Annotated in this window: 23 protein-coding genes; 6 read left to right on the top strand and 17 right to left on the bottom strand. The window is 41.2% G+C overall.

The genetic code is table 11. The features are described from left to right. Positions 1-132 precede the first annotated feature (132 nt). From FTT83_RS00515 to FTT83_RS00500, 4 genes are read left to right on the top strand one after another with little or no spacing between them, the layout of a single operon-like run. Positions 133-1,692 carry a circularly permuted type 2 ATP-grasp protein gene (locus tag FTT83_RS00515; protein WP_180174567.1) on the top strand — a complete coding sequence of 520 codons (1,560 nt, stop codon included), beginning with the start codon at positions 133-135 and terminating at the stop codon, positions 1,690-1,692. A gap of 24 nt (positions 1,693-1,716) precedes the next feature. Beyond that, positions 1,717-2,319 carry an alpha-E domain-containing protein gene (locus FTT83_RS00510; RefSeq protein WP_180174568.1) on the top strand — a complete coding sequence of 201 codons (603 nt, stop codon included), beginning with the start codon at positions 1,717-1,719 and terminating at the stop codon, positions 2,317-2,319. Then, positions 2,316-3,095 carry a transglutaminase family protein gene (locus FTT83_RS00505; protein ID WP_180176117.1) on the top strand — a complete coding sequence of 260 codons (780 nt, stop codon included), beginning with the start codon at positions 2,316-2,318 and terminating at the stop codon, positions 3,093-3,095. The genes FTT83_RS00510 and FTT83_RS00505 overlap by 4 nt, the downstream gene beginning before the upstream one ends. Before the next feature lie 27 nt (positions 3,096-3,122). Next, a complete protein-coding gene (locus FTT83_RS00500; RefSeq protein WP_086197263.1) occupies positions 3,123-3,863 on the top strand; it encodes a proteasome-type protease in 741 nt (246 codons plus the stop codon). A 67-nt stretch (positions 3,864-3,930) separates the two neighbouring features. Here the strand turns inward: FTT83_RS00500 and alr are convergent, their stop codons facing one another. The 12 genes from alr to ppsA all read right to left on the bottom strand — a co-directional run bounded on the left by alr (position 3,931) and on the right by ppsA (position 16,863). After that, on the bottom strand, positions 3,931-4,995 hold the full coding sequence (gene alr / locus FTT83_RS00495) for an alanine racemase (protein ID WP_180082209.1): 1,065 nt from the start codon (positions 4,993-4,995) through the stop codon (positions 3,931-3,933). Between the two features lie 300 nt (positions 4,996-5,295). Then, the gene (dnaB, locus tag FTT83_RS00490) at positions 5,296-6,741 is read right to left on the bottom strand and encodes a replicative DNA helicase (protein ID WP_086197265.1); all 1,446 of its coding nucleotides are present in this window, start codon (positions 6,739-6,741) and stop codon (positions 5,296-5,298) included. Positions 6,742-7,010: 269 nt separating this feature from the next. After that, positions 7,011-7,457 carry a 50S ribosomal protein L9 gene (gene rplI / locus FTT83_RS00485; RefSeq protein ID WP_086197266.1) on the bottom strand — a complete coding sequence of 149 codons (447 nt, stop codon included), beginning with the start codon at positions 7,455-7,457 and terminating at the stop codon, positions 7,011-7,013. Positions 7,458-7,466: 9 nt separating this feature from the next. Then, a complete protein-coding gene (rpsR, locus tag FTT83_RS00480; protein WP_004719336.1) occupies positions 7,467-7,694 on the bottom strand; it encodes a 30S ribosomal protein S18 in 228 nt (75 codons plus the stop codon). A 12-nt stretch (positions 7,695-7,706) separates the two neighbouring features. Then, positions 7,707-8,093 (bottom strand): 30S ribosomal protein S6, encoded by a 387-nt coding sequence (gene rpsF, locus FTT83_RS00475; protein ID WP_086197267.1) that lies wholly within the window; start codon positions 8,091-8,093, stop codon positions 7,707-7,709. Positions 8,094-8,404: 311 nt separating this feature from the next. Continuing rightward, entirely contained in the window at positions 8,405-9,283 is an 879-nt protein-coding gene (cyoE, locus tag FTT83_RS00470; RefSeq protein ID WP_180082208.1) for a heme o synthase, read from the bottom strand. 10 nt (positions 9,284-9,293) lie between these two features. Then, complete coding sequence (locus FTT83_RS00465) at positions 9,294-9,620, bottom strand: cytochrome o ubiquinol oxidase subunit IV (protein WP_086197269.1); 327 nt, start codon at positions 9,618-9,620, stop codon at positions 9,294-9,296. Then, positions 9,620-10,240 carry a cytochrome o ubiquinol oxidase subunit III gene (gene cyoC / locus FTT83_RS00460; protein WP_086197270.1) on the bottom strand — a complete coding sequence of 207 codons (621 nt, stop codon included), beginning with the start codon at positions 10,238-10,240 and terminating at the stop codon, positions 9,620-9,622. The genes FTT83_RS00465 and cyoC overlap by 1 nt, the downstream gene beginning before the upstream one ends. Positions 10,241-10,244: 4 nt before the next feature. Further along, the gene (gene cyoB / locus FTT83_RS00455) at positions 10,245-12,233 is read right to left on the bottom strand and encodes a cytochrome o ubiquinol oxidase subunit I (protein ID WP_180082207.1); all 1,989 of its coding nucleotides are present in this window, start codon (positions 12,231-12,233) and stop codon (positions 10,245-10,247) included. Positions 12,234-12,236: 3 nt separating this feature from the next. Next, complete coding sequence (gene cyoA / locus FTT83_RS00450) at positions 12,237-13,307, bottom strand: ubiquinol oxidase subunit II (protein ID WP_180082206.1); 1,071 nt, start codon at positions 13,305-13,307, stop codon at positions 12,237-12,239. A 318-nt stretch (positions 13,308-13,625) separates the two neighbouring features. Beyond that, positions 13,626-14,396: an RDD family protein gene (locus FTT83_RS00445; RefSeq protein ID WP_131274772.1), complete on the bottom strand. Its 771-nt coding sequence runs from the start codon at positions 14,394-14,396 to the stop codon at positions 13,626-13,628. 88 nt (positions 14,397-14,484) lie between these two features. Continuing rightward, positions 14,485-16,863 carry a phosphoenolpyruvate synthase gene (gene ppsA / locus FTT83_RS00440; RefSeq protein WP_180176116.1) on the bottom strand — a complete coding sequence of 793 codons (2,379 nt, stop codon included), beginning with the start codon at positions 16,861-16,863 and terminating at the stop codon, positions 14,485-14,487. A gap of 153 nt (positions 16,864-17,016) precedes the next feature. Here ppsA and FTT83_RS00435 point away from each other — a divergent pair, with 153 nt between their 5' ends. Further along, entirely contained in the window at positions 17,017-17,853 is an 837-nt protein-coding gene (locus FTT83_RS00435) for a pyruvate, water dikinase regulatory protein (RefSeq protein WP_086197275.1), read from the top strand. Between the two features lie 66 nt (positions 17,854-17,919). Further along, positions 17,920-18,690: a hypothetical protein gene (locus FTT83_RS00430; RefSeq protein WP_180176115.1), complete on the top strand. Its 771-nt coding sequence runs from the start codon at positions 17,920-17,922 to the stop codon at positions 18,688-18,690. A gap of 43 nt (positions 18,691-18,733) precedes the next feature. Here FTT83_RS00430 and FTT83_RS00425 read toward each other — a convergent pair whose 3' ends face one another. From FTT83_RS00425 to FTT83_RS00400, 5 genes are all read right to left on the bottom strand, one after another. Next, on the bottom strand, positions 18,734-19,288 hold the full coding sequence (locus FTT83_RS00425; RefSeq protein WP_180176114.1) for a flavoprotein: 555 nt from the start codon (positions 19,286-19,288) through the stop codon (positions 18,734-18,736). Positions 19,289-19,798: 510 nt separating this feature from the next. Further along, positions 19,799-20,800 carry an LLM class flavin-dependent oxidoreductase gene (locus tag FTT83_RS00415; protein WP_180176113.1) on the bottom strand — a complete coding sequence of 334 codons (1,002 nt, stop codon included), beginning with the start codon at positions 20,798-20,800 and terminating at the stop codon, positions 19,799-19,801. A 161-nt stretch (positions 20,801-20,961) separates the two neighbouring features. Next, positions 20,962-21,468, bottom strand: coding sequence for a hypothetical protein (locus FTT83_RS00410; RefSeq protein ID WP_180176112.1), 507 nt, complete (start codon positions 21,466-21,468; stop codon positions 20,962-20,964). A 194-nt stretch (positions 21,469-21,662) separates the two neighbouring features. Next, positions 21,663-22,100, bottom strand: coding sequence for a glycine zipper domain-containing protein (locus FTT83_RS00405; protein ID WP_180176111.1), 438 nt, complete (start codon positions 22,098-22,100; stop codon positions 21,663-21,665). A gap of 190 nt (positions 22,101-22,290) precedes the next feature. Then, on the bottom strand, positions 22,291-22,722 hold the full coding sequence (locus FTT83_RS00400) for a hypothetical protein (protein WP_131274948.1): 432 nt from the start codon (positions 22,720-22,722) through the stop codon (positions 22,291-22,293). Between the last annotated feature and the right edge of the window lie 198 nt (positions 22,723-22,920).

The raw sequence follows: 22,920 nt of genomic DNA, 5'->3' as shown, positions 1-22,920 counted from the left end.
CATATTTTGCTCCAGATTTATGCAAAAAATGCCGTTGAATGCATAAAATCATCATAGCTCAATAACTTAAAGAATGATTGGCATGTTTGTTGCTAGAGTCTAATCACAATAGAAAACAATGACGAGGTTTGTATGCTTAAAGAGAATCAAGATACAAATTCAATTTCTTTATTAGAAAATTTTGCTCACAGTGATATCGAGACTAATAGTAGCGTGACTACGGTAAATCAAGTAAAGCCACAAAATAAGGTAAATGCATTATTTCAACAGTTCAAATCACATTTCTTTAATGAGCTGGTTGATGATCGAAACATGTCCGGAGAAACCTGCCAAAAGATAGAACATTGGTTATCACAGCATACCTTGGAAGAGTTAAAGTCGCTTAACCAAACCGCCAAGGAGCATTTTTTATATGACGGTATTACTTTTACCGTCTATGGCGAATCTGAAGGAATTGAACGAACCATTCCCTATGATCTGATTCCGCGTGTCATTGAGAAAAAACAATGGAACAAGGTGTCCCTAGGTTGTGCGCAAAGGGTACGCGCGCTGAATTTATTTTTACACGATATTTATCATCAACAGGACATTTTAAAAGCCAATATTGTGCCTGAGTTGCAGGTGTTGGCTCATGAAGCTTATCAGCCACATATGTATGCACATGACCTGAAAGGAAAAATTTACAGTCAAATCAGTGGGATCGATATTATCCGTGACCGTCATGGTGAATTTTATGTACTGGAAGATAATTTAAGAACGCCATCCGGTGTGTCTTATATGCTGGAAAGCCGGAAAATTAGCCAAAAAATAATGCCACAGCTGTTCCAGCAAAATAACATTTTGGGTATTGAACAATATCCTCAGTTACTCAAAGAGATCCTTGTTGAAAATGCCTATGTAGATAAGCCTTTTATTGTGGTCTTGACTCCGGGTCGTTATAACAGCGCATATTATGAACATTCCTTCCTGGCAAGGGAAATGGATGTGCCTTTAGTGACATCACGTGACCTTTTTGTAGAGAACGATAAGGTTTATGTCAAAACGATTCGTGGCAGACAGCGTGTTGATGTAATTTATCGGCGAGTCGATGATGCATATCTCGATCCTTTATGTTTTTTGCCGGATAGCACCTTGGGTGTGCCTGGCTTAATGTCAGCATATTTAAATCACAATGTGGTGATTGCCAACGCGCCGGGTACCGGAGTGGCTGATGATAAATCGATCTATCCATACGTGGATAAAATGATCCATTTTTATCTGGGCGAGCAGGCCATCTTAAAAAATGTACCGACTTATCTGTGTCGGGAAAGTGAAGATCTGGAATACGTCTTAGCCAATCTGGAACAACTGGTGGTGAAAGAAGCACAGGGTTCAGGTGGTTATGGCATGTTGATTGGCCCACATGCCTCAAACAGCCAGATTGAATCTTTTAGAGACAAAATTAGTGCGGCACCGCATTTGTATATTGCTCAGCCGACACTGGATTTATCAGTTTGCCCGACTTTAACCGATTTTGGCGTGGCAGAGCGTCATATAGATTTGCGACCATTCGTCCTTAGCTCACCATATCGAACCGAGATTGTACCGGGTGGCTTGACACGGGTAGCCATGCAGGCAGGGTCGCTGGTGGTGAATTCTTCACAAGGTGGTGGCATTAAAGACACCTGGGTTGTCGATAATCTGCATTCATAGACCTTTAACCATGGGAAGGAAATCATGATTTTATTAAATAGTAATGCTCAGCACATTTTTTGGTTAGGTCGTTATTTAACCCGGATTCAATATACCTGTAGCCAGTTTCCGTTTGTGGAAGATCAGGAGGCATTGCAATATGCCCATGCTTTTTGCTTGCCGGCTTTTGATGCGAGTTCACTCAATGCATTATTGCTGGATGCTGAACAGCCGTCGTCTTTTCATCAACAATTTCAATATGCCAAAGACAACATACAGGACTTGCGTGGCATACTTTCAGCCAAGACCTATGCAGAGCTGAATCAGCTAATTAAAAATGCTCATGCGAATGCGAGCTATATATGTGACGTGGCAGCAGATTGCCATGATGTGATAGAGGCTGAATCGGCAGATGTGTTTCTGTTTTTTAGTTTGGGGCAGAATATTGAGCAATTGGACAGACAAATTCGTCTAAAACAGGACCAAAACACAACTTTAGATAATATTGATAAAATTGTTGATCTGCTGACTCAGATTGGCTGGGATAAGCTAGATGCTGCCTGGCAGCAGCTTAAATTAAACCCGGATAGTATGAATTTCTATCACTTTAGTGATCATATTCAACAGCTGTTTGAGGTGGATGTATGAAGTTGATGATTAATCACCAAACGCATTATCAATATAGTGATCAGGTCTGCAACAGTATTCAGTATATTAAAATGACGCCAGGCAGCAATGCTCACCAGCAGGTACATTGTTGGGATGTGAGTGTGCCGGGGTTAAAAGAAATTAAAAGTGATGCTTTTAAAAATATCTGGATTACCAGTTCGCAGCGACAGCCCTACAGCCAAATGACCATCATGGCACAGGGCATTGTCGAGATTAACCCTGATACGCAATCTGGAGTTGCTACTGACATCAATCCACAATTATTTTTGCAGCCTACCACAAGTACGCTGTGCAATGCCGACATGAAAAGTTTTGCAGATTGCTATGTTCCTCGCATTAATCGGGCTAACCTGATGGTGCTGTCTGAAGCCATCTTGAATTATATTCCCTATACACCTGAGCAAACTTCGGTCCATACCTCTGCAATCGAGGCTTTTCAATGCCGACAGGGGGTATGTCAGGATCACAGCCATGTCTTTATTGCCATGTGTAAATATTTAGGCTTGCCGGCACGTTATGTATCAGGTTATTTATTTGTACCCTATACCTCTCATCTTGCCAGTCATGCTTGGGCAGAGGTTTTTTTTGAAAATACGTGGTATTGTTTTGATACCAGCAACCAGTTATTTACGCCTAATGCACATATATATGTCGCCATAGGCCGGGATTACTGGGATGTTGCGCCAGTGCGAGGGATACGAGAGCGTGGAGGTATTGAATCCATGAGCTCTATTGTTCAAGTGCTCGCTTGCTGAAAATTTTAAAGTCATAAGGAGTTTCTAATGACTTATTGTTGTGCGCTACGGTTAAAAGACGGCTTGGTTTTTGTAAGTGATACCCGTACCAATGCCGGAGTTGATCACATCTCGGTATTTCGCAAGCTCTATATCTTTGGTGTGGAAGGAGAACGGTTTTTAACCATCCAAACATCAGGGAATTTAGCCACAACTCAAGCAGTGATTGGTCACTTAAACAACCATCTGGAACTTAAACAGGAACCGAACTTATATAGTGTCAACACCATGTTTGAGATGGCGGAACTGGTGGGCCATACCTTGAAAAAAGTGATTGCCGATGTGGTTGAAGATGCTCACACGCATGAACAAAGTAATTATTACTGCAGCATTTTGCTGGGCGGGCAGATTCAAGGGTCAGAAATGCAACTGTATAATATTTACCCGCAAGGCAATTTTATTTGTGCCACAGAAGATACTCCGTATTTTCAGATTGGTGAAAGTAAATATGGCAAGCCCATACTCGACCGGGCTTTAATTTATGAAATGCCTTTAGATGAAGCCGTACGCTGTTGTTTAATCTCTTTTGATTCTACCTTGCGTTCCAATGTTTCTGTAGGGATGCCACTTGATACGGTCGTGTATAGAAAAGATTCTTTGCATATTCCGAATGGCAAACGAATTTATGAAGAAGATCCCTATTTCTGGAAACTCAGTAAACAGTGGTCAGATACTTTGCGCCGTGGCTTACAGGAATTGCCAATCCCGACTGATGACTATCTAGAGTAATAAGCAGTTATGAAATTGTAAAAAAACCCAAGTACAAGCTTGGGTTTTTTTATTGGGATTTAAAATATTATTTTCTTATAGGACGTGCACTTAAACGACAGAGTAGCTCATAACCAATGGTGCCATTGGCTGCGGCAACATCATCAACCAGACGATTTTTACCCCAGAGTTCAACTTCAGTTCCAAGCGGAGCATCCATACCGGTCACATCAATGGCAATCATGTCCATGGCAACGCGGCCAATCACACGGGTCGCTTGACCGTTAATAGATACATAGTTCTGTTTAGGGAAGGCACGAGGGTAGCCATCTCCATAACCAATTGAAACGATAGCGAGGTCCATGTCTTTGTCAGCGGTAAAGGTGGAGCCATAACCGACATGTTCACCTGCTTGAATGTGGTTTAGGGCAATAATTTCAGCCGTAAAAGTCATGACCGGTTTAAGTCCTAAATCATGGACGGATTGATCTGCAAATGGTGATGCACCATAAAGCATGATTCCTGGACGGACAAAATCAAAATGCAGTTCAGGCCATTTATAAATAGCAGCGGAATTACAGCAAGAGCCCATCACGGGCGCACAAGCTTGTTTCACTTGCAGGAACTGATTTTTTTGTTGTTCATTTAAAGGATGGTTGGCATCGGCATTGGCAAAGTGCATGGCCAATACACAAGTAAAACCCTCAGCTTTAAGTGAATTAATTACTTCAATAATTTCGGGTACTTTAAAACCAAGACGGTTCATACCGCTATTCAGCTTGACCCAAACTTTTAATTTTTTACCAATATAAGCTGCTTTATGGGCGCGTAACCAGTCTAACTGTTGCTGATGATGGACCACACATTCAATATTGTTCTCTATCACCACCTGCATTTCATCTTCAGAAAAAATGCCTTCAATGAGGGTAATCGGTTGCTTATAGCCAAGTTCACGAATTTCTAAAGCCTCTTCCAGGCAGGCGACACCAAAAGCATCCGTTTCACCCAAGGCTGCTAAACAGTCTTTGACTCCATGTCCATAAGCATTGGCTTTGACCATACTGACAATTTGAGCAGTCGGTGCAAGTTGTTTGACACGGTTTAAATTATATTGAAGGGCTTCTCTATCAATATAAACTGTTGCTTGGCGCACCCTCGTCACTCCTTGGGATTACAATAAAAAATTACAGCAATTTGTTATATCAAATCGCTTATAAGCTCTACATAAGAATATTATAGATATGCTATTCCTCAGTCTTGAAAATGAGGAACTTAAGCAAAATGGAGAGGGATATTGTAATCCTATGACTGAAAATAAACACTAAGTTAAAGTGTATTTTTCACCAAATATTAAACAGAAAAAATTTATGTAATACGTAGCAGTGATGAATTAAAGCAATGGTACAAGAAAAATAAATTTAAAAAAACGAGGTCAGCACCTCGTTTTTTTATCTTATTCTTCATCATCATATTGAGCGTAGAACTCAGGTGAGAGATTGCTAAAGCGCGTGTATTGACCTTCAAAAGCTAGACGAACCGTACCGATCGGTCCGTTACGCTGCTTGCCGATAATAATCTCGGCAGTACCGGCTTCTTTGGATTCCTTGTTATACACTTCGTCACGGTAAATGAACATGATCAAGTCGGCATCCTGCTCGATCGCACCAGATTCACGTAAGTCGGACATCACCGGACGTTTATTTGGACGGTTTTCCAGTGAGCGGTTCAGCTGAGAAAGTGCAATGACAGGACAGTTCATCTCTTTAGCCAAGGCTTTTAAGCTGCGGGAAATTTCTGAAATCTCGCCGACACGGTTGTCACCCATACCAGGTACTTTCATGAGCTGAAGGTAATCGACCATGATGCAGCCAATTTTTCCGCCATGCTGTTTGGCAATACGACGGGCACGGGCACGTAATTCCGTCGGAGGCAGGGCAGAAGAATCATCGATGTACAGATGTTTTTCCTGTAGCTGTAAAATGGTACCGGTGACTTTAGACCATTCATCGCCATCCAGTTTACCGGCACGCAGATGACCCTGATGGACTTTACCGTAAGCAGAAATCAGACGCATGGCAATCGAATCTGCGGGCATCTCCATAGAGAAAACCAGGGCAGGCAAGTCACAGTTAAACAGCACACTTTCCACCAGGTTCATGGCGAAAGTGGTTTTACCCATAGATGGACGTGCAGCCACAATAATCAAATCACCAGCCTGCATACCTGAAGTTTTATTATCCAGTTCCACGAAACCTGATGTTAAACCGGTAATGTTCCCTTCCATTTGGGAAAGTTCGTTCAACTTGTCAAAAACATCGGCGACTACTGCATTAATTGGTTTTGGGCCTTGGGCTTTGGCATTGTTGTTATGCTGTTCAGCAATCGAGAAGATGTTGGTTTCAGCTAGATCCAGAATTTCACTCACGCTACGACCTTTGGTGTCGTAAGCATTCTGTAAAATTTCAGAGCTGACTTTAATCATGCTGCGTAATGTTGAAAATTCTTTAATTTTATTGGCATAAGTTTCCAGGTTATAAAAGCTGGAAGGAGAATCTGCCATTAATTGCATTAAGTATTCTTCGCCACCCACAGCTTCAAGCAGGTTCTGTTTGATCAGCCAGTCATTGACCAATACGGCATCATAAGGCGAGTTTTCCTGGGCTAATTTTTCAATGGCACGGAAAATATATTTATGACGTGTGGCGTAGAAATCGTTTTCACTTAATACATCACCGACTTGCTCAAAAGATTCTGCGACCGTCATCAGCGCGGCAAGAACAGCTTGTTCAATTGCCAAGTTATGCGGAGGTGTACGAAACTCTTTAAGTTGGCCTGACTCATTTGCTTTATTATCTACTTTAACTGAGTTAAGCATAGCGCTGGCATTCGCCTGTGACATATAAAACCCTAATTTTAAATGCAATAAATGAGTAATTTGAAAAAAATGCCGAAGAATAAAAAAGGTATTATCTTCGTATAAACAGATGATACGCGCTCTTAAAAAAAATGCGAATCGAAAATTTCATTTATTTAAGTATCTAAAAACAGTCAAAATAAATGAAGTGAACAAGGTCTATATAAGGGTTAATTCAACTATTTTGACTATTTTGACTATTTTTAGAGATAAAAAAAGAGCATGCAAAAGCATGCTCTTTTTCTTGCAAGAAATTACTCAGATACGATAGTAACGAGAACTTCAGCAATAACATCATGATGCAATTGGATTGCGATGTTGAATTCACCAGTGTGACGAAGCGCACCGTTTGGTAAACGAACTTCTGCACGGTCAACTTCAAGACCTGCATTAGTTAAAGCGTCAGCGATGTCACGAGTACCGATAGAACCGAATAGTTTACCTTCGTCACCAGCTTTAGCAGTGATTACGATGTTAACTTCGTTCAATTGGTCAGCACGTGCTTGAGCAGCAGCTAAAACGTCAGCTTCAGCTTTCTCAAGTTCAGCACGACGAGCTTCAAAAGCAGCAGTGTTCGCTTCAGTCGCTGCAACTGCTTTACCCTGAGGGATAAGGAAGTTACGGCCGTAACCAGCTTTAACTGATACTTTATCGCCTAGTTTACCAAGGTTTTTAATGCGTTGTAATAAGATAATATCCACAGCTCAACCTCACTTATGATTGTCAGTGTAAGGGATCAACGCTAAGTAGCGAGCTTGTTTGATAGCAAGCGCCAATTGACGTTGGTAACGAGCTTTAGTACCTGTAATACGGCTAGGAACAATCTTGCCGTTTTCAGTGATGTACTGTTTCAAAGTATCGATATCTTTGTAGTCGATGTACGTAACGTTCTCAGCTGTAAAGCGGCAGAACTTGCGACGACGGTAAAAACGTGCCATGTAATGTTCTCCTTATGCTTCAGCAGAGTCTTGAGCTTGTTGTGCTTCTTCACGTTGAGCTTTACGCGCACGTTTTTCTTCAGCACTCTTAGCAAGTAAAGACTCTTCAGTGATAGCGTGTTCACGACGAATAATAACATTACGAAGGATTGCATCGTTATAACGGAACAATTCTTCTAATTCATTAAGCGTAGCTTGACCACATTCAACGTTCATTAAAATGTAGTGAGCTTTGTGAATTTTGTTAATTGGGTAAGCCAATTGACGACGGCCCCAATCTTCTAAACGGTGAATTTGACCTTCAGCTTCTTTGATGTGAGTTAGGTAACGTTCTACCATACCCACAACTTGATCGCTTTGGTCTGGATGTACCAAAAGTACGATTTCGTAGTGACGCATTGTCAGCTCCTTACGGTTTATACAGCCTCTGCAAATACAAGCAGAGGCAAGGAGTCACAACTAAAGTTGTGTCGCATAAATTGCGAAGCGTGAATTTTAGAGCCTTTGCTGGCTAAATACAAGGTTTGAGGAGAGCAAAAAGCAAAAATACTGAAAATAGTGCTGAGCTAAATTTTGCTTATTATAAGGATGAAAAGGAAATTACTTACTAAAAGTTTGTTATTGAAAATAAGGAAAGTAAACAAAGTATAACGAGAAGGGTGCAAAGTGTATGACATATCTAATTAAAAGATAGAGCAGGACTCTATCTTTTAAAAAAATATGATGGGTAATTGTGGGGCTGTTGAAGTGAAACTAAACAACAGGCTGATGACAGTGATTAATTTGACAGAGAACATGAAATATTGCTTTGCCCATAACTGATCATTTTCAGCTTTAAAGCCCTGAATACTCAAATACACCCAGTACAGACACAAAAGGTTCAGTACGACCACATAAATCCAATTTGTATAACCATAAACAAATAATCCATTCATGGTGATACAGAACAATACAACGTAGATGAGTGACTCAATCTTGGTACGATGAATTGAACGTGCTACAGGTAAAATTGGAATCCCTGCATTTTTGTAATCTTCAAAGCGGTAAACTGCAATTGCCCAAGAGTGAGGCATTTGCCAAAGTGCATACCCAATAAAAATAAGTAAAGCACCCATGTCAAACTGATTTGCAACAGCGGTATAACCAATTACAGGTGGAGCCGCACCGGAAATACTACCGACAATGGTTTGGTGAATGGTTGTCCGTTTTGTCCATAAGCTGTAAAAACCAACATATACAACAAAACCAATAACAGCAAATAAAAAAGCGTACTCATTGACCCAAAACCACAAAATGCTAAAACCAGCGAATCCAAGTACCAGGGAATAAACCAAAGCAACAGGAACGGAAACTGATTTTTTAACCATCGCACGATTTTGCGTACGTTGCATCTTTTGGTCGATGTCTTGGTCAATGATGTTATTGACTACACAACCTGATGCTACAACCAGAGTTGTACCGAGAAGGGTAATGAGAAGAAGAAGGAAATCTACAGAACCTTGGGCAGCTACAAAGTAGCCACCCAAAGTGGTAACGAAGTTACCAAAGAGAATTCCTGGCTTAGTCAGGAATAAATACTTTTTCAGCATGACAACCAGTTTAGATCATCATGTTGTAGTGAAGGTAGTTCATGATCCATACAGAACCAACCAAAAGGATGGCAATGGTCAGAATCGTATAAACGAATGCAATAACGTTCCAGCGTTGCTCTGAAGAAGAGTTCATGTGCAGGAAATAAATTAACTGTACAAGAATCTGAGCAACTGCAGTAATTGCAATCACGGTAATCAAGATACCACGGCCAAAACCACCAGCCATCACCATTCCGAAAGGAATGATGGTCAGGATGATAGATAGGATAAAGCCAACTGTATATTGTTTAACGTTACCGTGTGCTGCACCAGCTGAATTGTGATCGTGACTCATTAGAGAACTCCCATCAAGTAAACTACGCTGAATACACAGATCCAAACGATGTCAAGGAAGTGCCAGAACAAGCTTAAGCATGCAAGACGACGAGTGTTTGGAAGAGTCAAACCATATTTCTTGATTTGAACCATTAACACGATCATCCATACCAAACCAGAAGTTACGTGAATACCGTGTGTACCTACCAGCGTAAAGAACGAAGATAAGAATGCACTTGTGCTAGGGCCATGACCTGCATGAACTAAATGATTGAACTCATATAATTCCATGCCGATGAACGAAGCACCAAATACCCAAGTAATTGCAAGCCAAGTAAGAACTTTAGATACGTCTTTTTTGTAGGCAGCAAGAACAGCAAAGCCGAACGTTACAGACGAAATCAAGAGGGCGAATGTTTCAGTTAATACGAAACTGAGAGATTCACCAAAAAGATCTCGTGCACTTGGAGTACCAACTGGAACGTGACTGCTTAATACAGCAAACGCGATGAAGAGTGTACCGAATAGGATCAAGTCACTCATCAAGTAAGACCAGAAACCAAAGACCGTGATGTCAGTATCATCGTGATGATGATGTTCATCGTGTCCGTGGTTATCGTGATGAAGTACTTCAGCCATAGTCTTAGTCCTTCTTCAAGTGTTTTTCAAGTTGTGCATAACGTTCGTTTTCGATGCGTTCAACTTCAGCAGCTGGAACATAGTAATCCACTTTCTTGGTGAAAGAAGACACGATGAAGCTAATGATCGCAGAAACGAATGTAATCGCTACTAACCACCAGATGTGCCAGATTAAAGCAAAGCCCATAACAGTAATGAACATCGCGATAACAAAACCAGCCGCACGGTTGGTTGGCATATGAATGTCTTCATACTTGGTTGGTTTAGTGTATGCAATACCGTTTTCTTTGTCAGTCCAGAAAGTATCAATACCGTTGATCTTTGGAAGATAGGCAAAGTTATAGAACGGCGCTGGAGAAGAAGTAGACCATTCAAGCGTACGGCCATCCCAAATATCGCCAGTAACGTCCATGTTTTTCTCGCGTTGCAAGAAACCCACCACGATTTGCATAACGAAACATGCAATACCCAGTGCAATAAGAACTGCACCAACTAAAGCAATATTTACATATGGATCCCATTCAGGGTTGTCAAATGTATTCAAACGACGAGTCATACCCATGAAACCAAGGATATAAAGTGGCATGAACGCAAAATAGAAACCGATGAACCAGAACCAGAATGCTGCTTTACCCCAAGCTTCATTTAACTGCCAGCCAAACATTTTTGGCCAGTAGAAGATGATACCTGCGAACATCGCAAACACTACACCACCAATAATTACGTTATGGAAGTGAGCGATAAGGAATAAAGAGTTGTGTACTAGGAAGTCCGCTGGTGGAACTGCCATCAATACGCCTGTTAAACCACCGATACCGAAAGTCACAAGGAAGCCAAGTGTCCAAAGCATTGGTGTTGTATAGGTAATGCGGCCCTTGTACATGGTGAATAACCAAGAGAAGATTTTCACACCAGTCGGGATCGCAATAATCATGGTCATGATACCGAAGAACGCGTTAACGTTGGCACCTGCACCCATGGTAAAGAAGTGGTGAACCCAAACAACAAGTGATAAAACACCAATTGCTACAGTAGCGTACACCATTGATTTGTAACCGAACAAAGCTTTGCGGCAGAATACGGCAGTAACTTCCGAGTAAATACCAAAAGCTGGTAATACCAAGATATATACTTCCGGGTGACCCCAAGTCCAGATCAAGTTTACATATAACATTGGGCTACCACCCAAGTCATTTGTAAAGAAGTGGAAGTCAAAGTAACGGTCAAGTGACAACATTGCAATAGTCGCAGTTAATACTGGGAATGTCGCAATGATAAGTACAACAGTAACTAAAGATGTCCAGGTAAAAATAGGCATATCCATAAGGGTCATGCCAGGCGCGCGCATTTTAATGATGGTAACGAAGAAGTTAACACCAGTTAAAAGTGTACCCAAGCCTGAAATCTGCAGTGCCCAAATGTAGTAGTCTACACCTACGCCAGGAGAATATTCGATACCTGATAGAGGAGGATAAGCCATCCAACCTGTTGCAGCGAATTCACCTAAAGCAAGAGAAGCCATTACCAGACCAGCAGCGCCAGCGAATAGCCAGAAGCTTAAAGAGTTTAATAGCGGGAAGGCAACATCACGTGCACCGATTTGAAGTGGTACAGAAATGTTCATCAAACCAACCACAAGACCCATCGCTACGAAGAAGATCATGATTACGCCATGCGCAGTAAAGATCTGATCGTAATGTTCTGGGTGCAAGTAACCTTCACCACCACCTTTTGCAAGGAACTGTTGAAGACGCATCATGATCGCATCGGCAAAACCACGCAGAAGCATGACAATCGACACAATGATATACATGATACCAATTTTTTTATGGTCTACAGATGTGAACCATTCGTTCCACAAATAGCCCCATTTTTTGAAATAGGTGATACCTGCAAACAGTGCAAGACCGCCTAGGACCATCATGGCAACTGTCACCAGCACGATTGGATCGTGAGGGATTGCATCCGGACCTAACTTACCTAAGAAGCTCATGTCTTATTCCTCTACAGAAGCAGTCGCATGTTCAACATTTGCATGAGCTTCAGAAGCAGCAGCTTCATGACCAGCAGTTGCCGAGTGATCAGCACCGTGGTAATTACTCATGTATTTGTTAATCACAGATTCGAACAGTTTAGGTTCTACTGAAGAATAATAAGTCACTGGGTGTGGCTTAGTCGGATAAGGCTTCAACGCTTCAGCAGCAGCCTTCTCTTCAGGAGTTTGCGCTTTCGCAACGATTGCTTCGATTTGGTGCTTAGAGCGGTTACCGTCACGTAAGGTTGCAAATTCAGCTTGATCTAAAACTGTTTTTTGAACAGCTTGAGGATTAATGGTATTACCATTACCCGCTTTAACTGCAGCAACCCATTCAGCAAACTGAGCATCAGTCACAGAGTGTGCACGGAAACGCATTTGCGAGAAACCATAACCTGAATAGTTAGAAGAGAAACCGCGGAAGCCTTCAGCAGGACTGGTTTCATTTGCCAAGAAGTTCAGGTGAGTTTGCATACCCGCCATAGCATAAATCTGACCAGACAATGCAGGGATGAAGAACGAGTTCATTGTGAAGTTAGAAGTTAAACGCAGGCTAACCGGAGTTTTTTCTGGGAAACGAATTTCGTTAACAGTCGCAATGTTTTGTTCTGGATAGATAAAAATCCATTTAAACTGTTCAGCAATAACCTGAACATTTAAAGGTGCTTTATCTGATTCTAGCGGACGGTATGGGTCATACTTGTGGGAACCCCACCAAGTTAACCAAGCTAAAATACCAATAATAATAACAGGAACACCCCAGACTACAATTTCAATTGCAGTAGAGTGTGCCCATGTAGGTTTATAGTCTGCATCTTTATTCGACGCGCGATATTTCCATCCGAACCATAATGCCATAATCGCTGATGGAATAACCACCAATAGCATTAAGTAAATCGCAGTCAACATGAGGTTTGATTGACCTTCAGCAACTGGACCTTTGGAGTTCAGAAGTACTAAATCACCACCACACCCAGTCAAGAGTGCAGCCATCGCAGATAAAGACAATACAGCTAAAATTGTTTGTCTCATTTTACAACCTCGGTGAAGAGTCCCATTCCCTAATTTAATATGGGATAGCGATTAAAGTGTCGCATGATTGGAAATGTTTATTTTTCACTTAGAAAATCCAAGCACAGTAAAGCCTTCCCAATCATGAGGCACCGCTACGTTGTAGGGCATTATGCCTGATATCGACAAACTAAGCTATATGTAAAGTGGCTTTAAATATCTGTTATAAAAACTGATTTTTTTACTCGGAATTAAGCTTTTATTATATGAATTTTATTTTAATATCAATATTCTGCGGAAAAACAGGGATATAAAAACAATCCCTGTCTAATTATATGCTTATTGTTTAACCACTTTGGTTTTGGCTAACTTATCATGTAAGGTCTGGCGCTTTTCGCCCAGTGCAAAAACATGATCAATAATTGTAATAAATGGCATAAATAGCAAATTTAAAACGATAAAAATAAAGCTACGTAAAGTGAAAGCACGCATCAGGCTGACTTTTTCACCATTATCGGCATCTACAATTTTAATTTTGGTCAGTTTTTTACCGATGCTTTGCCCGGATTTTGCCAACATAAATGCCTGTATACCTAGCATAATAATGAGGTAAATAAACATGGTCTGCCAGGCTTCAGAAGGTATAAGGGTAAATAATTCCTGTTGCAATTGCATGGCTTGAGTGGAAGTCTCGGCCGATTGCATTTTTTGCTGAATCTCGGATAACTGGTTAAATTGCTCCGGTTTTAGGAAAAATGACGGAATTGCGGCTGCAGGTAGCCAGAGTAGCAAGTCAATGATTTTTGCCAAAATACGGGTTGGAATTGCAGCCAACTCCTGTCGGGCAGTTGCTTTTTTTTCCACCTGAACTTTACGAATAGCTGAATTCTGTACAGGGCTAGGTTCTGGAAAAGCCGCAGGTGCGATATAGCCTTCAGGTGTATATACAAGTTTACCTTGGGTTAATTCACCTAAAGCCTTCCATTCGGTCATACCTTGATGCCAGGCCAAATCTGTTAGCAGCACTTGTTGGCTAGCGAGCATTTGATTAAGCTGCTCTAAGGTGTAAGGACCGGCTTGTTGATTATTTCTCGCCAAGTAAATTTGCATAAAACTCAATTCTCAAAATAAATCTAAAATACAAAAAATCGCAGAAGAAAAAAAAGACCCACGAATGGGTCTTTTTTAACATGTTTTATTACGCTTGTTGAGCTTTTTCTTCTGCAAGGAAGAACCAAGTGTCTAAAACGGAGTCCGGGTTTAAAGAAACAGACTCAATACCTTGTTCCATCAACCATTTAGCCAGGTCAGGGTGATCAGAAGGGCCTTGACCACAAATACCTACATATTTGCCTGCTTTACGGCATGCATGGATTGCCATAGAGAGAAGTGCTTTAACCGCTGGGTCACGTTCATCAAACAGGTGAGAAACGATACCAGAGTCACGGTCTAAACCAAGCGTTAACTGAGTCAGGTCGTTAGAACCGATAGAGAAACCATCGAAGTGCTCAAGGAACTGTTCAGCTAACAATGCGTTGGTTGGTAATTCACACATCATGATCACTTTCAGACCATTCTCGCCACGTTTCAGACCATTCAATGCCAATAATTCAATGACACGTTTCGCTTCGTTTACTGTACGTACGAATGGAATCATGATTTGAATGTTGGTTAAGCCCATTTCGTCACGAACTTTTTTCAATGCACGGCATTCAAGTTCGAAGCAATCACGGAAGTTGTCAGAAACGTAGCGGCTTGCACCACGGAAACCAAGCATTGGGTTTTCTTCTTCTGGTTCGTATAACTTACCACCGATCAGGTTGGCATATTCGTTTGACTTAAAGTCAGACATACGCACGATCACTGGTTTGTCAGCGAATGCAGCAGCAAGGGTAGAAATACCTTCAACCAGTTTCTCTACATAGAACTCGATTGGAGAAGCGTAACCTGCAGTACGTGCCATTACAGCAGCGCGAGTTTCGCGTGGAAGGCTGTCAATGTTGAGCAATGCTTTAGGATGCACGCCAATCATACGGTTGATGATGAATTCAAGACGTGCCAGACCAATACCTGCGTTTGGAATTTGTGCGAAGTCAAATGCACGGTCAGGGTTACCTACGTTCATCATGACTTTAAATGGAAGCGCAGGCATAGATTCGATAGAGTTACGTTGAACTTCGAAATCTAAAGCACCTTCATAGATAAAGCCTGTGTCACCTTCAGCACAAGAAACAGTTACTTCTTGACCATCGGTCAGAACTTCAGTTGCGTTACCACAACCTACAATCGCTGGAACACCAAGTTCACGTGCAATGATGGCAGCGTGACAAGTACGGCCACCACGGTTGGTGACAATAGCAGCAGCACGTTTCATCACTGGTTCCCAATCCGGGTCAGTCATGTCAGATACGAGTACGTCACCGTCTTGTACTTTATCCATCTCTTTAATCGAAGTGACGATGCGGACTTTACCAGAACCGATACGTTGACCAATTGAACGGCCTTCACAAACCACAGTACCTTTTTGTTTAAGCAGGTAGCGTTCCATGGTGCCGACATTTTCACGGCTTTTTACGGTTTCTGGACGTGCCTGAACGATATAAAGCTGACCGTCATCACCATCTTTGGCCCATTCGATGTCCATTGGGGCGCCGTAATGTTCTTCAATGATCAAGGCTTGTTTTGCAAGTTCTTGCAGCTCATGATCATTTAAGGAAAATTGTTGACGCTCTTGTTTCTCAACGTCGACGACAACGACAGATTTACCTGCTGCACCTTCTTCACCATAAATCATTTTTTGGTGTTTAGAGCCCAGGTTACGACGCAGGATAGAATGCTTGCCATTTTTAAGAAGTGGTTTAGAAATATAAAATTCGTCAGGGTTAACTGCACCTTGAACGACCATTTCACCCAAGCCATAAGAAGCGGTAATAAATACTGCATCACGGAAACCAGATTCTGTATCCAGTGTGAACATTACACCAGCAGCACCAGTTTCAGAGCGGACCATACGTTGCACGCCAGCCGACAACGCTACGATGTCGTGAGCAAAGTTTTGGTGTACACGGTAAGAAATTGCGCGATCGTTATAAAGTGAAGCAAATACTTCCTTAATGGCTACAAGAACGTTGTCGATGCCACGGATGTTCAGGAAGGTTTCTTGTTGTCCTGCAAATGATGCATCTGGCAAGTCTTCTGCTGTTGCAGATGAACGAACGGCAACCGCGATGTCAGGGTTGCCGTTTGAAAGAGCAGCGAAAGATTCGCGAATTTCCTTTTCAAGTTCTGCTGTAAGCGGAGTTTCGACAATCCATTGACGGATTTTTGCGCCAGTTTCTGCTAGAGCTTTTACGTCATCAACATTAAGCGCTGCAAGCTCGGCGTTGATTTTAGCGTTTAGGCCACTTTGCTCGAGAAATTCACGATACGCAGCAGCTGTGGTTGCAAAACCACCCGGTACTGATACACCAGCATTAGACAAATGGCTGATCATTTCACCCAGTGATGAGTTTTTCCCACCAACGAGTTCAACGTCGTGTTTCCCTAATTTTTCTAGACCAATTACGCGCGCTTCCAAAGTTGTTACTCCACTTATGCAGTATTAATCACTATCTTGGCATGAAATTATAACAAATCGCCCAGCTTTTTGATTTACTCGGCGACACTCATGTAAGATCGGTTTACTATAAAGATTTTACAGCACTTAGACAAATATTTAAGGAGAATTTTAATGTCAGAAGGTAAACAGATTAAGCGCAGTGTGTTTTTTATCTCCGATGGGACTGCAATTACTGCTGAAACCCTGGGACACTCACTGTTAGCACAGTTTCCTCATGTAGATTTTGACATTCATATTATTCCTTATATTTCTTCAGAAGAAGCTGCGATGAATGTGGTAGCTGAAATCAACCAGCGTGCCGATCAAGATGGGCAACAACCTTTGGTGTTTGATACCTTGGTAGACCCGTATGTGCGTGATATTATCAATACTGCAAATGCAGTAAATCTTGATGTTTTTGAAGGGCTTATTGGAAAATTGTCTGAGGTGTTGGGTACTGCGCCTACAACTTTAGTCGGACAAACTCATGCTGTAACAGATTCTGAGTCATATAAAGCACGTATTGATGCAGTGCATTTTGCCCTAGATAACGATGATGGCGCACGCACACGTCATTATGACAAGGCCGATCTGATCCTGATTGGGGTTTCCCGTTCCGGTAAAACACCGACTTCAATTTATCTTTCATTACAGTTTGGAATTCGTGTGGCGAACTATCCGCTGACCGAAGAAGACCTGGATGACAACCGTTTACCTGCGGTATTAAAGGCACACAAGCATAAGCTATTTGGCTTAATGATTGATGCTGAACGACTTGTAGCGATTCGTAGCGAACGTAAAGCCAATAGCCGTTATGCAAGTTTTAATCAATGCCAAATGGAACTGCGTGCCGTAGAAGGCATTTATATTTCAGAAGGCATTAAATATCTGAATGTTTCTGAAATGTCGATTGAGGAAATTTCAACCCGTGTTTTACAGATGACAGGTTTAAAACGTCGTATTGGCTAATTTAAAAATGGAGTTAAATTCAGATTTAACTCCATTTCTATAATCGAAAATATAGAGCGTAATTATATGAATAAAGTATTAAAAATAAATAAAATAACTCTTGGTTTTGCTTGGTTTAGTCTGATAACTGCGCATGTTTTTGCACAATCTGTGGCTGATTTTGAAACCCAAATGATCAAACAATATGATCAAAGGCGTTTAGCAGACAGTTATGAGAGTGAGGGTGTTAATCAGGAGGTGGCTGTAAAAGTAGTCGATTTCATTCAGAGTCATCCACAAAGTTTCCACTATAATTTTAAAAATCTAGCCAGCAAAAACATGATTTCTATACATTATAGCCCTGATCAAAAGCTGAAATTTTATGCATTTGATATTTCAGCTGGCGGTACGATGCGGGAATTCGAATCTTATGTGCAATTTAAACAGGGCAATAAAGTTGTTACTCAGGCGGTGAATGATGGAGGATTTATACGATCCATTCAGCAAACTGAGCTGAATAAAGCACCTACTTATTTTATTTCAAGTACCTATATTGGCAGCAGTTGTGTAGGGGCCTATGCTATTCAGGCAGCGAAAATTAGAAATGCGCAATACCAAGCTGTCGAGGTATTTAAAATCGGAACGAAAGTACTGAACCATATTGATGTCAGTTATGACTGTCATTATTATCCAGAAAATATCCAGCCTTTTGATATGAATCGGCACTATATTCGTGTTTCTAAAAATCTTAAAAACATCGATATTTTAGTTATTAAGCCATCAGGTGAATTAACTTCTAATTATTTGCGTTATCAAAAGGCTAAACATTATTATCAATATATTGGCATAGTAAAATAAAATGCATAAGAGCGGCTGATATGTCTCTTTTTATGTTGAAACGTCAATAGGTAGTGATAATGACATCTACTAAATGTTCAACACCTTCCATGCTTTGTACTGCATTTTCAGTAATTTTTACCACAGGCCAGGTAATCAGCTTGCAGTTATCCTGTTGCAGCGCAGTGTAATAACGATCCGATTTGAGAAAAACCTTGTTTCCAGATGCCGAATTGGGCATTAGCTGGCGTTTTAACCAGGTATCTTGAACTTGGGAATCCAGATAGCGAATAGCCAGTAATGATTTTATGCGGGTATTAAATAAACGGCGATTCTTGATAATCAAAGGGTGCGAAAGCAGTTTGTGAATGCCTTTTTCAGTTTGAGGTAAGATAAAAAGTGGTGTAATTTGAAATACTTCTACAAATTTTGCGGTATTGCAGATCTGTTCCAGATGCATAACTGTCATCTGGTTGCCTCCAATAATAGCCACATTTAAATTAGTGAAATCAAAATTGTTAATATCTTCAGAAGAGACGATTTTCCCCTGGAATTTCTGGAAAAAATCGGGTGCATTTTGAAAGAATCCATCCAATGGATTCTTTTTCTTGTTGACCATTTTTATATCCTTTTTTATTTTTACTTTTGTTGCAGTTTGTTCTGTACTTCATAGGTATATCCAAGATGGAACTTTGGGTAAAGATTTTTCTGGAATCTTGTCAGTCATCGCCATCATGGCATCGGCAGGAATATGAAACCATTTTTTTAGGTCTGTTGAAGCCATTATGTACACCTCTAAAATCATGGTTTAATGGCAAGTGTATGAAAAAGCCGGACAATGTAATTTGCTTAAGTACTTAAAGTGATATGAGCATTTTTGTTAATCATCTAGTGTGCTTATTTGTTGAAATAATTTATTTAAATATTTGATATTTATGATTTAATTAATGTATTTTTTGTCCGACTTGTATCCTTAAAATGGATTATTCTTTATAGAGCGATGCCTCGAACACAAGTTCGTAAATGTTGTCCAGTCTTATTGCTAAAAATAGATCAGATGATCAACTGAATGAGCAGTTGTGATAAAAAATAGCACCTCAAGCAGGTGCTATTTACGATTTTAAAAGAATTAAGCGTTTTTGATATTCATCAATAATTCAAAGTTTTCAAGACGTTTATTTGTGTCATAGATATCACAGGTAAAGATAAATTCATCGACATTATATTTTTCTAACAGATTTTTTAAACCAGCTTTAACCGTTTCAGGTGAGCCAATTTGTGCCATGGCATAGAAACTATCAACCGACATTTTTTCTGCAGGTGACCAGATTTCATCAATATTTTTGATTGGCGGTTTCAACTTGCCACGTTGGTTACGGAACATTGAAATAATACGCTGATAGGGTGATGTTGCTAAATATTGCGCTTCTTCATCTGTCTGAGCGATTACCGTTGGAACACCCATTGAAACATAAGGCTGATCCAGGTATTCAGAGGGCTCAAAGTTCTCTCTATATAGCTTGATCGCCTGATCGAGCATTCGCGGTGCAAAATGGGAGGCAAATGAATAGGGTAGACCCAACTTTGCGGCCAGTTGTGCACTGAATAAACTTGAACCGAGTAACCAGACGGGAACATGGGTACTTTGACCTGGAGTTGCCACAATACGTTGCTGTGGTAGTGGATCTTTAAAGTATTGCAGAATTTCCAGTACATCTTGTGGGAATTGATCTTCAGTTTCCTGACGGCCACGACGCAGTGCACGCATTGTATTTTGATCCGTACCCGGTGCACGACCAAGACCAAGTTCAATACGGTTTGGATAGAGTGTTGCCAAAGTACCAAATTGCTCTGCAACTATTAAAGGGGCATGGTTCGGTAGCATGATGCCGCCTGAGCCGACTTTTAAAGTTCGAGTATTTGCCAATAAATAACTTAAGAGAACAGCAGTTGCTGAACTGGCGATGCCGGACATATTGTGATGCTCAGCGAGCCATAAGCGTTTATAACCTAATTTTTCGGCATGTTGAGCCAAAGTAAGTGCATGATGTAATGAAGATAGAATGCTTTTATTTTCACGAACAGGAGCAAGTTCGAGAATTGAAAATTGGGTATCTTTTAAAGAACGCATTTGTTTTCTCTGATATCAAGGCAAAGAAAAGCATACGTTGCCTGACCGGATTTGTATATCGTTTTTTTTCGATATAAATGTTGCGTAAATATGTTTAGGTGAAGTACAAGTATGAAAAAAGCACCCGAAGGTGCTTTAATGTCAATTGATATCGCGATGAATTAACGTTTACCGTTTTTGTACCATCCTAAGTGACGGCCATTGTCGTGGCGGTCACTGTAACGGTAGCTGTCATAACGGCGATCATAGCGATCATTATAACGACGCTCATCACGATCATAACGGTCATCGTAGCGACGGTCTTCGCTTACTTTTTTACCCAGTACTGCACCACCGGCAGAACCTAATCCGGCACCAATATAGCCGCCGTTGGTACCACCCATATTTTTACCTACGGTATAACCGCCAGCACCGCCCAAAGCCCCTCCAATTACGGCACCCGTACGGTCACGTTTGTTGGCAGCCACACCTGCACCTGCACCACCGCCGATTGCAGAACCGATCATTGCGCCAGTGGTGCCACCCATTTGTTTACCCACTGCGGCACCTACGACACCGCCCAGGGCAGAAGTTAAGGCCGTATTTGTTGTATTGCCTGCATAGGCTGTAGTCATGGTTAAAGCAGATGAAGTCACTACAGCAGCAAGAATGAGGGAATTAAATTTCATGGCAAAACTCCTTTTTGAGGCTTTTGTTATTTCTTGAGTTAAATGTAAGCAAAGATTTAGAAATGAAAATGGATGAGTTGTTGATTATTTGTATTTTTTATCTTCCAGATTTGTTCATAATTAATATGAATTACCATGATGAATAATAAAAAGCACCCGAAGGTGCTTTAAAGAGTCCGATCATTAATGGCAAATTAACGGCGACTGTAACGACGGTTGTCATAGCTATTATAACGGCGGTCATAACGGTCATCATAACGGCGGTCTTCTGAAACTTTTTTACCCAGTACCGAGCCACCTGCAGCACCTAAGGCAGAGCCGATATAGCCACCCGTAGAACCACTCATGTTTTTACCGAGGGTATAACCGCCTACACCACCTAAACCAGCCCCGATTGCAGCGCCAGTACGGTCACGTTTATTTGCTGAAACCGCAGCACCGCCCGCACCACCAATGACAGAACCAATCATTGCACCAGTGTTACCGCCCATTTGTTTACCTACCGCTGTACCTACAACACTACCAAGTGCAGAAGTTAAAGCGACATTGGTCGTATTGCCTGCATAAGTGCTTGTAGTCGCAATAGCAGAAGTGGCAATGACTGTAGCAAATAAAACTGAATTAAATTTCATGGTAGACTCCAGTGGAAAGCGTTTGTTATCTCTTGAAATAAGAATAGAACAAGGCCTGGCATTGAAGATGAATGGCGTGTTAAAGGTGTGTGTTTTTTTCTGCCAAATTTATCCATAATTAACAGCGGATAAGGCAAATAAAAGTAAAAAAGCACCCGAAGGTGCTTTTTTACTATGTGCAGTTCGTGTATTAACGATGGCTGCGATAATATTTTTTAGAATGTTTTTTGTATTTACGTTGGTCAGCACGACGGTCTTCCGATACTTTTTTACCCAGAACCGAACCACCTGCAGCACCTAGTGCAGAACCGATATAGCCACCTGTAGTTCCACCCATGTTTTTACCGACTGCATAACCGCCTACACCACCTAGGCCGCCACCGATGGCAGCACCGGTACGATTACGTCGGTCTGCAGAAACTGCCGCACCACCCGCACCACCAATAGCAGAGCCAATCATTGCACCGGTATTGCCGCCCATTTGTTTACCAATTGCGGTACCTGCTACGCTACCTAATGCAGAGGTTGCCGCAATACGAGTAGAGTTGTCGGCATGAGCAGAAACGGTAAACATTGATGCGGTTGCCATTGTTGCGCTGAGTAATAGTGCATTAAGTTTCATAGTTAACTCCATGTCCAAAAGTGAACGTTGTAAGTAAGTTCTTTCGATGTCGGCAAATGTAACAAAAATTTTTTCCAACAATGTGGAGAGGATCAACTAGAGTTGTGGCGTTTAGTGTCTGCTTTGTAAAGTTTCTTTAACAAAGTTGAAAAATACTCATAAAACGCACGTTTATCAGGCAAATCTGCGTAAAACTGG

This window comes from Acinetobacter sp. YH01018, assembly GCF_013420295.1.
In the GTDB taxonomy this organism is placed as follows: Bacteria; Pseudomonadota; Gammaproteobacteria; order Pseudomonadales; family Moraxellaceae; genus Acinetobacter.
This window is presented reverse-complemented; position numbering and strand designations above follow the sequence as displayed.

Coding starts and splice junctions, on each gene's coding strand:
- cyoC (WP_086197270.1), bottom strand. CDS start 10,240: ATGGCTGAAGTACTTCATCACGATAACCACGGACACGATGAACATCAT.
- FTT83_RS00465 (WP_086197269.1), bottom strand. CDS start 9,620: ATGAGTCACGATCACAATTCAGCTGGTGCAGCACACGGTAACGTTAAA.
- FTT83_RS00400 (WP_131274948.1), bottom strand. CDS start 22,722: ATGAAACTTAATGCACTATTACTCAGCGCAACAATGGCAACCGCATCA.
- FTT83_RS00430 (WP_180176115.1), top strand. CDS start 17,920: ATGAATAAAGTATTAAAAATAAATAAAATAACTCTTGGTTTTGCTTGG.
- cyoE (WP_180082208.1), bottom strand. CDS start 9,283: ATGCTGAAAAAGTATTTATTCCTGACTAAGCCAGGAATTCTCTTTGGT.
- cyoA (WP_180082206.1), bottom strand. CDS start 13,307: ATGAGACAAACAATTTTAGCTGTATTGTCTTTATCTGCGATGGCTGCA.
- FTT83_RS00435 (WP_086197275.1), top strand. CDS start 17,017: ATGTCAGAAGGTAAACAGATTAAGCGCAGTGTGTTTTTTATCTCCGAT.
- FTT83_RS00505 (WP_180176117.1), top strand. CDS start 2,316: ATGAAGTTGATGATTAATCACCAAACGCATTATCAATATAGTGATCAG.
- cyoB (WP_180082207.1), bottom strand. CDS start 12,233: ATGAGCTTCTTAGGTAAGTTAGGTCCGGATGCAATCCCTCACGATCCA.
- FTT83_RS00510 (WP_180174568.1), top strand. CDS start 1,717: ATGATTTTATTAAATAGTAATGCTCAGCACATTTTTTGGTTAGGTCGT.
- rpsF (WP_086197267.1), bottom strand. CDS start 8,093: ATGCGTCACTACGAAATCGTACTTTTGGTACATCCAGACCAAAGCGAT.
- FTT83_RS00425 (WP_180176114.1), bottom strand. CDS start 19,288: ATGGTCAACAAGAAAAAGAATCCATTGGATGGATTCTTTCAAAATGCA.
- FTT83_RS00515 (WP_180174567.1), top strand. CDS start 133: ATGCTTAAAGAGAATCAAGATACAAATTCAATTTCTTTATTAGAAAAT.
- FTT83_RS00500 (WP_086197263.1), top strand. CDS start 3,123: ATGACTTATTGTTGTGCGCTACGGTTAAAAGACGGCTTGGTTTTTGTA.
- FTT83_RS00405 (WP_180176111.1), bottom strand. CDS start 22,100: ATGAAATTTAATTCAGTTTTATTTGCTACAGTCATTGCCACTTCTGCT.
- dnaB (WP_086197265.1), bottom strand. CDS start 6,741: ATGTCACAGGCGAATGCCAGCGCTATGCTTAACTCAGTTAAAGTAGAT.
- rpsR (WP_004719336.1), bottom strand. CDS start 7,694: ATGGCACGTTTTTACCGTCGTCGCAAGTTCTGCCGCTTTACAGCTGAG.
- FTT83_RS00415 (WP_180176113.1), bottom strand. CDS start 20,800: ATGCGTTCTTTAAAAGATACCCAATTTTCAATTCTCGAACTTGCTCCT.
- FTT83_RS00410 (WP_180176112.1), bottom strand. CDS start 21,468: ATGAAATTTAATTCCCTCATTCTTGCTGCTGTAGTGACTTCATCTGCT.
- FTT83_RS00445 (WP_131274772.1), bottom strand. CDS start 14,396: ATGCAAATTTACTTGGCGAGAAATAATCAACAAGCCGGTCCTTACACC.